The organism is Novosphingobium sp. GV079, from assembly GCF_003058045.1.
Taxonomy (GTDB): Bacteria; Pseudomonadota; Alphaproteobacteria; order Sphingomonadales; family Sphingomonadaceae; genus Novosphingobium; species Novosphingobium capsulatum.
Genome location: NZ_QBUE01000005.1, coordinates 407,523 through 417,901, shown reverse-complemented (window position 1 = coordinate 417,901; position 10,379 = coordinate 407,523). Strand labels below are relative to the sequence as shown.

Genomic DNA, 10,379 nt, shown 5'->3' with positions numbered 1-10,379 from the left:
GTCTATGTCGCGGTGGGGATTTCCGGGGCGATCCAGCACCTTGCCGGCATGAAGGACTCAAAGACCATCATCGCCATCAACAAGGACGAAGACGCGCCGATCTTCCAGGTGGCCGACGTGGGCCTGGTGGCTGATCTGTTTACCGCCGTGCCGGAGCTGGTGGGCAAGCTTTGAGCCGATAGATCGCTCACGGTTTCCACCACCCCAAACCCCCTCCTCTGAAGAGGAGGGGGCTTTTTTATGTTCCCCTCCCGCGTGCGGGAGGGGTTAGGGGAGGGGATGTTCCAGGCAAGCCCCCCTCACAAAGCCAGCGTCAGGCACTGGCTGAAATCATCCACCACATAATCGGCAAACGCCCCGCAAGGCACGAAGCCGTGGGCGCGATAGAGCGCGATGGCCGGTTCGAACGCCGCACCGCGCCCGGTTTCCAGGCTGACCCGCGCCATGCCCATTGCCCGCGCCGTCGCGAGCAGATGGCGCAGCATGGCCTTGCCGATCCCCTGCCCCAGCCATTGCGGCGCCACGCGCATCGATTTGAGTTCGCCGTGATCGCCTGCCAGCATCTTGAGCGCGCCCATTCCCGCCAGATCATCGCCCACCCAGGCGGAAAAGAACGTGACGCCGGGCGCGCGCAGCGCATCGAGCGGCAGGGCGTGGACCTTGCACGCCGGAGAATGGGCATGCATGCCGCCCAGGTGCAGCGCCACCAGCGCCTGGATCGCCGCACCGGAAAGATCATCCTGGCGTATCGTCACCTCAGGCATTGCACGCGCTCCATCTGGCCAAACCGGTTGCATCTGCTATCGCCGGCGGCATGACCGATGCAACGCATTCCTCTTCGCGCTGGAGCCTGGCCATCCATGGCGGCGCTGGCGCCATGTCTCCCGACATCATGGACGAAGCCATGGCGGCCGACTATCGCGTGGCCTTGGCCCAGGCGCTGGATGCCGGCGCGGCCGTGCTGCGCGCCGGTGGCACGGCGATCGATGCGGTTACCGCCGCTGTCTGCGCGCTGGAGGATGATCCCCATTTCAACGCCGGGCGCGGCGCGGTCTTCACCTATCAGGAAACCAACGAACTCGACGCAGCGATCATGGACGGGCGCACCCGCGCGGCCGGCTCGGTCTGCGCCGTCACCCGCACGCGCAACCCGGTGCGCCTGGCGCGCACGGTGATGGAACAGGGGCCGCACGTGTTCCTGGCCGGGAGCGGGGCCGAGGAATTTGCCCGTGACCACGGCATGGAAGAGGTGGACCCGGCCTGGTTCGCCACCGACGAGCGCCGCCGCCAGTTGCACGAGTTCAAGGCCCGCAAGGACGGCTGGTTCGATGCCGATCTCAAGTTCGGCACGGTGGGCGCCGTCGCCTGCGACGCGCAAGGCAACCTGGCCGCCGCGACATCCACCGGCGGCCTGACCGGCAAGCGCTGGAACCGCATCGGCGATTCGCCGGTGATCGGCGCGGGCACTTATGCCGACAACCGCGCCTGCGCGGTGTCGTGCACCGGCACGGGTGAGGTGTTCATCCGCGTGGGCGTGGGCCACGAAATCGCCGCGCGCGTGCGCCTGGCCGGCGAAAGCCTGGCCGACGCAACGCAAGCCGTGCTGGGCGAAGTGGGCGAGATGGGCGGCGTGGGCGGCATTATCGCGGTCGACGCGCAGGGCAACCTCACCCACGCGTTCAACACCAAGGGTCTCTATCGCGGCTTTGCCGATCACACCGGCCGGGCCGACGTGGCAATCTTCACCGGGGAATAACGCGGCTCACGAAAACTTGTCGGCCTTGCGCTGGCCAAAGCGCATGCCGCGTTCCAGGCGGGCGCGCAGCTGGGTGTAATAGGCTTCCAGAAACGCGCGCTCGTCACCCCGGCCACTGTTCCAACCGATCTTGGCGCAGATCGCCTGCGCCACATCGACCATGGCTTCCTCGCGGTTTTCACGCAGCACGCGTTCGAGCACCTGCAGTTCGTACTCGCCATAGATCGCGAGTTCGGCCTCGCCGAATTCATAGCGGTTTTCGGTCAGCGTGCTGCGCCCCTGCGCGCCTGCCCCGGTGGAAAGCGCCGCCTTCAACCGGTCGCGCCCGGCTTCCACCACCCAGGTGCCGGCTACCACGTCTCCGGCGCGCAAGGCGTCGCGGTTGAAGAACGGAAAGAACGCGAAGATCAGGAACCACGCCGCCCCGGCCCAGCCGGCAACGGTGGCATCCTCTCCCTGGATCAGCGCGGTCGACACGAAGATCACCGGCAAGGTCAGCTCGATATCGCGCAGGAAATTGCGCGCCACCACCGCCTCTGTCGTCAAGCGGCCGCCATCGCGCGCTGCCACCCGCAGGCCCAGCGCGCGCTTGCCCGGCGTGGCCCCGCGCGGGCCGAGTTCGAAATAGAGAAACCAGATGTGGCGAAACAGGAACATCACCACCACCCACACCACAACCACCGCTTGGCCAACGAAATCGCCGCTGGCATTGGCCTTGAGGTTGATGGCCCGGGCCAGCGAAAACAGCAGGTAGGACAGGCCCGCCATAGTCGCCACGATCAGGATCTGATCGAGCAGCAGCGCCAGGGCTCGTGCCCCGCGCGCGCCGATGGTGAAGGGCAATGGCACGCCTTCGGGCGTCACCACCTGGCGCTGACGGCGATCAGGCGCGGGGCGGCGCGGCACCTGGGCGGACGAGCGTGGGCGCCGCGCCATCAGTTGCTCACCCGCGCCCGAGCCGGGCGATAGGCAAAGAAATAGGCGTTCCACAGCGCCAGCATTGTGCCGCCGATGGCCAGCCGGGTCGTGGTCGAATCGATCAACTGGCGGCCAAAGCCTTCGAGCAGCGCCGCCAGCACCAGCATCAGCACCACCCCCACCATCACCTGCGCGGCGCGCCGCCCCGCCACCGCTGCGGCGGTCAGCACCGGCAGATCGCCGGGAAAGGCCATGGCGCGGCCGATATGGATGCCCGCCGCGCCCGCCAGCAGGATGGCAAACAGCTCCGTCGTGCCGTGGATCGCCAGCCAGCCGATGAGGTCCAGCGTCAGGCCCTGCCCGTGATAGAGCCACAGCAGCGCGCCCAGCCCGGCCGTGTTGTGGATCAGCAGCAGGACCGACGGCACGCCAAAGGCAAAGCCCAGGGCGAAGGCAAACAGCGAAACCTGGGCATTGTTGCTGAACAGGAACGCGGCAAACATCGACAGGCCGTTCTGGTCCTGTTGGCCGAACAGGGTGTGGCGCAAGGCCTCGCGCGTGGCGCCGGGCACCCGCACATCGTCGCCCATGCCGCCCATCAGGCTGTAGAACCAGTCGGGATTGCTCGACACCAGCAGCCAGCCCACCACCGTGCCCAGCACCATCACCGCCAGCGCGATCAGCAGGTCGCGGCCCAGTCCGCGCACCGCCGCGCTCCACCCGCCCCGGAAAAAGCGCGCGAGCCAGGCGCCCAGCCCTTCGCGCGGGCCATAGACGGCAAACCACGCGCGCCGCGCCAGCCCTTCCAGATAGCTGATCAGCGCCTGGTCGAGCGAGGTTTCCCGCGCGATCGCCAGGCTGGAAACGACGGTGCGGTAAAGCGCGGGCAAGGCCAGCAGATCATCATCCGACAGCTTGCGCAGGCGCCCGCCCTCGATCCGCGTAACGATCGCGTCCAGCCGCTGCCAATCGCCCTCGCGCGCCTGGCGAAAGCGATCGGAGCGCAGGGCGGCCGCTTCCACCGCAGCATCCTGCCCGGCGTTCTTGCCAAACCAGCGCGCGATCATCCCAGGCTCCCTTCGCGTTTCACGCCCAGATAGGCATCGATCAGCCGCGTGCCGATCTGCTCGAACGGCGCCTCGACCACGCGCACGCCCATCTGGCGCAAGCGCTGCAGCACCAGCGCGCGCTGGCGTTGCAAGGCCGTGGCCGTCACCGCGCGGGCCATGGCATCGAGCGTATCGGGGCTGGCCGTGGCCAGGCCGGCCAGTTCGGCATCGGCCATGACCACGAACAGCACGCGGTGCCGCTCCATCAGCCGTCCCAGGCTTTCGATCATCAGTTCGGCGCTGGTCGGATCGGTGAAATCGGAAAACACCACCACCAGCGAGCGGCGCTGCAGGCGCGTGGCCAGCGTGGCCATGGCAAAGGTGAAATTCGGCTCTTCGCCATGATAGTCGAACCCGGCAGCGCTGCGTTGCAGGCGGGCGAAATCGCGCGTGGCGGTGACGAACGGCGAGAGCGCCAGCGGCCGCGCGGCAAAGCCATAGACCGCCACGCGATCCTGCGCCTTCAATGCCACCCAGGCCGTAGTCAGCGCCGCAGTGATAGCGCGGTCGAGCCGGGGCAGTCCGCCCAGTGGCTCGATCATCGCCTGTCCGCAATCGAACGCGAACACGATCTGGTTGTTGCGCTCGGTCTCGTATTCCTTGGCAAACAGGCGGCCATGGCGGGCCGAGCTTTTCCAGTCGATGCGGCGGCGATCCATGCCCGGCTCGTAATCGGCCAGGGCCTCGAACTCGGTCCCTTCGCCGCGAATGCGACGCGCCACCAGGCCAAAGGCGGCATCGCGCAGGAATATCTGCAAGGCCGGGCTGCGCACCGGGGCGATATCGGGCCACACCCGCAGGGCCTGATCCAGCACGCGGCGCACCTGGCGATGGCCCAGCCCGAGCGGCCCGCTCCAGCGCAGCCACAGCGTATCGATCCGCGCCGTGCCCCGGCGTGACGGAAACAGGCTGCCCTGCGCAGACCAGGCACCCTCGCCGGCGGGATCGCGCACCAGCGGCAGTGCCACGCGCCCGCCGTCGGCCAGGCGCGGATCGCAGGCAATCGCCGCCATCGGCGCGCCACTGCCGCCGGCGAGCGCGGCATGCAGGGTAAAGCGCACGTCCTGGCCCACCTCGGCATCGGCGGCCATGGCCAGGCGCGCCTCGTGCAGGCGGCCGGCCATCAGCGCATCGAGCAGGACCAGCGCGATCAGTGCCGCACCGGCCGCCGGCGCCACGATCCAGGCCTGTGGCGCCAGGGTGGCGAGCAGCAGGCCAGCAGGCGCCGTCAGCGCCAGCAGCAGCACCGCCCGCGCCGTGGGATAGACGGCAAGACTGGGCCAGGCAGCAGGGCCGGAGGGGCGCAGGCGGGGAAAGCGCAGGATGGGCATGGGGCCGCGTCAGCCGGGCCGGTCAGCGCGGCGCCGGGGTGCGCTGCACCAGATCCGCCACGATCGCCTCGGCTTGGCGCCCCTCGATCTCGGCCGCCGGGCTCAACACCATGCGATGGCGCAGAACCGCCGTGGCCAGGCTCTTGATATCGTCAGGGATGGCATAGTCGCGGCCCGCCAGCGCCGCGCGCGCCCGTGCCGCGCCCGCCAGCAAGACCGCCGCGCGGGGCGAGGCACCGGCCAGCAGATCGCCATTGTCGCGCGTGCCGCGCACCAGCGCGACGATATAATCGACCAGCGGCTCGGCCAGGGTAACAGCCTTGAGCGCGGCCTGCGCACTTGCCACGGCGCGGGCATCGGCCACAGCCGCAACGCCCATCTGCGCCGGATGCAGCCCGGTGCGCCCCTCGCCATAGCGGGTAACGATGCGCGCCTCTTCCTCGGCCGAGGGATAATCGACCAGCAGCTTGAACAGGAAGCGGTCGAGCTGCGCCTCGGGCAAGGGATAGACGCCCTGGCTCTCGATCGGGTTCTGCGTGGCCACCACCATGAAGTGCGCGGGCAGCAGATGGGCGGTGCCATCCAGCGTCACGCGGCGTTCCTGCATCGCTTCGAGCAGGGCAGCCTGCGTCTTGGGCGGGGTGCGGTTGATTTCATCGGCCAGCACGATGTCGTGGAAGATCGGCCCGCGCGTGAGCGTGAACTGGCTGGTCTGGAAATTGAACAGGTTCGACCCCAGTATATCGCCCGGCATGAGATCGGGGGTAAACTGGATGCGCCCGAAATCGAGGCCCACCGCGGTGGCAAAGCTTTGTGCGACCAGGGTCTTGGCCGTGCCCGGCGGGCCTTCCAGCAAGACATGGCCGCCAGCCAGCAGCGCCACCAGCAGGTGATCGACCACGCTGTCCTGGCCAACCACGGCCTTGGCCACTTGCGCACGAATCGCATCGGCCAGCGTGCGCACATCATCCAGGCTGAACGCGCCAGGTTCGAAAGCTGCCTCGGTCATAGGGTTTCCTTGGTCACGCAAGATCCTTTTCCAGGGTGTGCAGCGCCTGCGCCGCGCGCACGGCATCGGCCGGGCGATGTGCGGCGGCAAGCTGGGCCGCCGCGATAGAGAATGGCACGCTATCGGGATGCAGCCGCGCAAGATGGGCATCGATCAGCGGATCGACCTGCTCGGCCGCCGCCCCGCGCCGCAGCCCCAGCCGCGCCACCAGCCGCTCGCGCAGGGCATCGACAAAGGGCACGGTCAACAGGTGCAGGCGTCCCGCGCGGCGAATCAGGGCCGCGCTGTTGGCCACCAGCGTGGTCTTGCCCGGCGGGATCGATGGCGGCGCGGTGCGCGGCGGGCCAAAGCGGCAGAATGCGCGCCACCCCACCGCCAGCAGCGTGAGCAACAGGCCAACCGTTGCCGCCAGGAACGGCGGCTCGAACGCCAGGGTCAACAGGTTGGGACGGCCACCCAGCCCGGCCAGGCTCAGGTCGAAAGTGATCGCGCGGCTGCCCGAATCGACCGCGGCGGCATGCAGGATATCCAGCGCCAGCATGGCGGTCTGCCGGTTGGCCAGGCCGTAATTGTCCATCAGGTCAGGCTCGAACACCAGGATCACCGGGTGCAGATCCATGTTGCGCCCGCCGTCTTCGCCGTCAGGGCCGGAAGGATCGACCGTGGGCGGTTCGACATCGGCCAACCGATCGAGCGAAGGATAATAGCCGTTGTCATCGCGATAGGCAGCCAGCGTCCGCCCGTCGGAGGTGGTGACCAGCGGCACCAGCGCCTGGCCGGTGCCCGAAACCACCAGCTTGTCGTTGGGCAGGGGGCCGCTGCGGCCAGCGGCGGTGCGCCAGCCGTGCCCTTGGGCACCCTTTTCGCCGTTGAGCGACACTGTCACGTCATCGGCAAAGCCGGGCCATTGCGCCAGGCTCACGCCGTTGATCCGGGTCCAGCCGCGCGGGCGCTTTTCCTTGCGATCCAAGAGGCTGGCCTGCCACTTGGGCGTGATGATCACGGTGGGGCCGATCGTGCGGCGCTTGTCGACGATGCGGGCAATCGCCTTGCCATCGGCATCGGGCAGCGGGGTGAGCACCAGCACGCCGGGCTGCTCCATCCCGCTCTCGCTGCGGGTACGCGCCACGGTGTAGCCATCTTCCTGGGCCAGCGCTGCCAGCGCGGCATAGCCGTTGAGCCCGCGCCCGCTGGCATGGCCGCCGCCATTGTTGGCCGGCGACGCGGCGTGGCCGAGAAACCACAAGAGGCCCACGAACAGCGCTGCGCCGACCAGCAGGAGGGCAAGCACGGTGCCGCGTGCAAAGGGGGCGCTGGCGCCGCCCGCGCTCGATCCGCCGGCGTGCGTGTCCGCCGTGCTCATGCCTGCGCCTCCAGCGATTGCAGGGCAAAGGCGGCATAGGCGCCGCGCGCACGCTGCCATTCACCCAGGCCCGGCGCGCGCAGGGCATAGCGCGCGCGCTCTACTTCGTCGGCCATGGTGGCAAAGGCCTGGCGCGCCTCGACCGGCAGCGCGGGCAGCACGGCGATTTCGCGGGCCGTGCTCGACGGGGCGAGCCAATCGGGCCGCGCGGCGCCGATATCGGCCACGCTGCGCTGCAAGAGCAGGTGCACCGCCTCGGCATAACGGCCCTGCGCGGCCAAGGCATCGGCATCTTCCAGCAGGGCCAGCGCAGCCTGCGGCGTCGGGCTCCATTCCGGCGCAGTCACCCCGGCGCGGGCGCGGCGGGCGCGCAGCCAGGGCGCCAGCAACGACCACGCCAGCCAGGCCAGCGCCGCCAGCCCGACCACGCAGATCATCACCAGCAGCAGTTGTTCAGACCGGGCCAGGGCAAGGCCCAGCGGCAGGAACACATGCAGGTTGATCCATTCCAGCACCTGCGCCAGCGCATTGACCAGCGCCTGCAACCAGTGCGGCGGCACATAGGGCGGATCGGCGGGAGGCGGCGGCACCGGCGCAAACTGGATATCGCCCATGCCCCGCACCGTCTGCCAGGCGTGCTCGGCACGGGCAGCATCTGCCTGCGCCGATGCGGCGGGGCCTTGCGCGGTGGCGGTCACGGCCCTTCCGGCCGCTGCAACGGTGCTCACATCTCCGTTCGTTGCATGCCGCCGCGCGCGCCGCAAGCGCAGATTGGACCGCGTGCCCGAAGGCTGCGCCTAACCCCGGCCGCGCTCCAGCGGATAGGAGCCGAGAATGCGCAAGTCCTTGGCAAAATAGGCCAGTTCTTCCAGGGCGCGGTCCACAGCCGGGTCGCCCGGCGCGCCGACGATATCGGCATAAAACATCGTGGCGGCAAAGCTGGCGCCCTTCTGGTAGCTTTCCAGCTTGGTCATGTTGACGCCATTGGTGGCAAAGCCGCCCAGCGCCTTGTAGAGCGCGGCGGGGATGTTGCGCACCTCGAACACGAACGTCGTCAGCGCCTGGCCGGCGCGCGAATCCCCGTTGAGCGTGGCCGGATCGCGCGGCGTTTTCGACAGCAGCACGAACCGCGTGGTGTTGTCGTGCGCGTCCTCGATGTCTTCGGCCAGCAGGTCCAGCCCATAGAGTTCGGCAGCGATGCGCGGGGCGATGGCGGCAATGCCGGCCTCACCGCTTTCGGCCACCAGCGCGGCGGCGCCGGCGGTATCGGCATAGGCCATCGGCACGATTCCCCGCTCGCGCAGGTAGAAACGGGACTGGCCCAGCGCCTGGGGATGGCTGTAGGCCGCGCCGATCTGCCCGGCGCCAGGCCGCGCCATCAGGCAGTGGTGAATGTCGAGGAAATGCTCGGCCACGATCGACAGGCCGCTTTCGGGCAGCAGGAAATGGATATCGGCCACGCGGCCATGCTGCGAATTCTCGATCGGGATGATCGCCTGGCCCGCGCGCCCGTCCTTTACCGCATCGAGTGCATCCTCGAACGAAAAGCACGGCAGCGGCAGTCCATCGGGCATCACTTCCATTGCCGCCCGGTGCGAATTGGCGCCCGGCGCGCCCTGAAACGCCACGGCGCGGCCCGGATCGGCCGCAGCAGCGGCACTCATGCGATCGACAAGCAGGCGGGCGGGTTCAGGAAAACTTTGCATGGCTGCTGCCGTTAGGCGCAATTTCGCCCCCGGGGCAAGCGCAATCCCGCGCAAATGCTGGCCGGAATGCAGCCGGGACAAGCATGAAATTTGTTCTGGATCACAGACGCAGTTTCCCTTGCGGCTCTAATCGCACTTGCGCCGGCGCGGGGGGCTGATTATCCCACCCGCAAAAGGTGCGTATCGGCAGCGGGCCGAAAATGCGTGCGATAAATGGGGCTGGGAATGGACGACCGTTTCAATACGATCGCAGGATGGACCTTGTTTGGTGGTATCGTGGCCCTTGGCCTTTCAACGTTGTCCGCCCATTATTTTCTTGCTGACAAGCATGAGCGCCCGGAAAAGATGGGCTATGCCATCGCCGGGGTAGAGCCCGAGGGCGGCGCCGCAGCGGCCGCTGTGGTCGAGCCGATCGCCAACCGCCTGGCCAAGGCCGATGCCGCCAAGGGCGAGGCGATCTTTGCCAAGTGCAAGGCCTGCCACACCATCGACCAGGGCGCGGCCAACGGCATCGGTCCCAACCTGTGGGGCGTGGTGGGCGATGCCCGTGCCGAAGGGCGCGGCGGCTATGCCTTCTCCGATTCGCTCAAGTCCAAGACCGGCAAGTGGGATTTCGCGTCGCTGGATGAATGGCTGACCAATCCCAAGAAGTTTGCCGACGGCACCAAGATGTCGTTCGCCGGCCTGTCCGATCCGATGGATCGCGCCAACGTGATTCTCTATCTCAACTCCAAGGGCTCCAACCTGCCCTTGCCCGCGCCCGAAGCGGTGCCGGCAGCCGGCGCGGCCCCGGCGGGCGCAGCAGCCCCGGCGGCGATGGTTGGCGATGCGGCCAAGGGCGAGAAGGTCTTTGCCAAGTGCATGGCCTGCCACACCATCGAGCAGGGCGGCGCCAATGGCATTGGCCCCAACCTCTATGGCGTGGCCGGTGATGCCATTGCCGAGGGCCGCGGCGGCTATGCCTTCTCCGATGCGCTCAAGGCGCACAAGGGCGTGTGGGACCAGGCCACGCTGGACCAGTGGCTGAGCGGCCCGGCCAAGTTCGCGCAGGGCACCAAGATGACCTTTGCCGGCCTCACCAGCGCGCAGGACCGCGCCGACGTGATCGCCTATCTCAACAGCAAGGGTGGCAAGCTGAGCCTGGGCGCCGCAGCACCGGCGGCTGCACCAGCCAAGTAAGCCACCTC

10 protein-coding genes and 1 pseudogene are annotated in these 10,379 nt (G+C 68.5%); 3 read left to right on the top strand and 8 right to left on the bottom strand.

The window, feature by feature from the left end; genetic code table 11:
* Positions 1-174, top strand: a pseudogene (locus C8K14_RS09820) (FAD-binding protein); the annotation flags it as partial.
* 125 nt (positions 175-299) lie between these two features.
* On the opposite strand, the gene C8K14_RS09815 reads toward C8K14_RS09820, so the two are convergent.
* Complete coding sequence (locus C8K14_RS09815; protein WP_054131818.1) at positions 300-764, bottom strand: GNAT family N-acetyltransferase; 465 nt, start codon at positions 762-764, stop codon at positions 300-302.
* Between the two features lie 50 nt (positions 765-814).
* Between C8K14_RS09815 and C8K14_RS09810 the strand changes: the two genes are divergently transcribed.
* Positions 815-1,756, top strand: a complete 942-nt coding sequence (locus C8K14_RS09810) for an isoaspartyl peptidase/L-asparaginase family protein (RefSeq protein WP_107716542.1) — start codon at positions 815-817, stop codon at positions 1,754-1,756.
* A 6-nt stretch (positions 1,757-1,762) separates the two neighbouring features.
* Here C8K14_RS09810 and C8K14_RS09805 read toward each other — a convergent pair whose 3' ends face one another.
* The 7 genes from C8K14_RS09805 to C8K14_RS09775 form a co-directional block, all read right to left on the bottom strand.
* Complete coding sequence (locus C8K14_RS09805; RefSeq protein WP_022674514.1) at positions 1,763-2,692, bottom strand: RDD family protein; 930 nt, start codon at positions 2,690-2,692, stop codon at positions 1,763-1,765.
* On the bottom strand, positions 2,692-3,741 hold the full coding sequence (locus C8K14_RS09800; RefSeq protein WP_022674515.1) for a stage II sporulation protein M: 1,050 nt from the start codon (positions 3,739-3,741) through the stop codon (positions 2,692-2,694). Before C8K14_RS09800 ends, C8K14_RS09805 begins: the two co-directional genes overlap by 1 nt.
* Positions 3,738-5,114 carry a DUF58 domain-containing protein gene (locus C8K14_RS09795; protein ID WP_107716502.1) on the bottom strand — a complete coding sequence of 459 codons (1,377 nt, stop codon included), beginning with the start codon at positions 5,112-5,114 and terminating at the stop codon, positions 3,738-3,740. The genes C8K14_RS09800 and C8K14_RS09795 overlap by 4 nt, the downstream gene beginning before the upstream one ends.
* Before the next feature lie 22 nt (positions 5,115-5,136).
* Positions 5,137-6,123 (bottom strand): MoxR family ATPase, encoded by a 987-nt coding sequence (locus C8K14_RS09790; RefSeq protein ID WP_107716501.1) that lies wholly within the window; start codon positions 6,121-6,123, stop codon positions 5,137-5,139.
* A gap of 13 nt (positions 6,124-6,136) precedes the next feature.
* Complete coding sequence (locus tag C8K14_RS09785) at positions 6,137-7,486, bottom strand: hypothetical protein (protein WP_107716500.1); 1,350 nt, start codon at positions 7,484-7,486, stop codon at positions 6,137-6,139.
* Positions 7,483-8,214, bottom strand: coding sequence for a hypothetical protein (locus C8K14_RS09780; RefSeq protein ID WP_233251001.1), 732 nt, complete (start codon positions 8,212-8,214; stop codon positions 7,483-7,485). Before C8K14_RS09780 ends, C8K14_RS09785 begins: the two co-directional genes overlap by 4 nt.
* Positions 8,215-8,283: 69 nt before the next feature.
* Positions 8,284-9,192 carry a prephenate dehydratase gene (locus C8K14_RS09775; RefSeq protein WP_107716499.1) on the bottom strand — a complete coding sequence of 303 codons (909 nt, stop codon included), beginning with the start codon at positions 9,190-9,192 and terminating at the stop codon, positions 8,284-8,286.
* Between the two features lie 225 nt (positions 9,193-9,417).
* On the opposite strand from C8K14_RS09775, the gene C8K14_RS23120 reads away from it, so the two are divergent.
* Entirely contained in the window at positions 9,418-10,371 is a 954-nt protein-coding gene (locus tag C8K14_RS23120) for a cytochrome c family protein (RefSeq protein WP_107716498.1), read from the top strand.
* Positions 10,372-10,379 lie beyond the last annotated feature (8 nt).

What these genes read in the sequence shown, in the direction of transcription:
- C8K14_RS09815 (WP_054131818.1), bottom strand. Translation starts at nt 764, where the DNA reads ATGCCTGAGGTGACGATACGCCAGGATGATCTTTCCGGTGCGGCGATC.
- C8K14_RS09775 (WP_107716499.1), bottom strand. Translation starts at nt 9,192, where the DNA reads ATGCAAAGTTTTCCTGAACCCGCCCGCCTGCTTGTCGATCGCATGAGT.
- C8K14_RS09805 (WP_022674514.1), bottom strand. Translation starts at nt 2,692, where the DNA reads ATGGCGCGGCGCCCACGCTCGTCCGCCCAGGTGCCGCGCCGCCCCGCG.
- C8K14_RS09800 (WP_022674515.1), bottom strand. Translation starts at nt 3,741, where the DNA reads ATGATCGCGCGCTGGTTTGGCAAGAACGCCGGGCAGGATGCTGCGGTG.
- C8K14_RS09795 (WP_107716502.1), bottom strand. Translation starts at nt 5,114, where the DNA reads ATGCCCATCCTGCGCTTTCCCCGCCTGCGCCCCTCCGGCCCTGCTGCC.
- C8K14_RS09785 (WP_107716500.1), bottom strand. Translation starts at nt 7,486, where the DNA reads ATGAGCACGGCGGACACGCACGCCGGCGGATCGAGCGCGGGCGGCGCC.
- C8K14_RS09810 (WP_107716542.1), top strand. Translation starts at nt 815, where the DNA reads ATGACCGATGCAACGCATTCCTCTTCGCGCTGGAGCCTGGCCATCCAT.
- C8K14_RS09790 (WP_107716501.1), bottom strand. Translation starts at nt 6,123, where the DNA reads ATGACCGAGGCAGCTTTCGAACCTGGCGCGTTCAGCCTGGATGATGTG.
- C8K14_RS23120 (WP_107716498.1), top strand. Translation starts at nt 9,418, where the DNA reads ATGGACGACCGTTTCAATACGATCGCAGGATGGACCTTGTTTGGTGGT.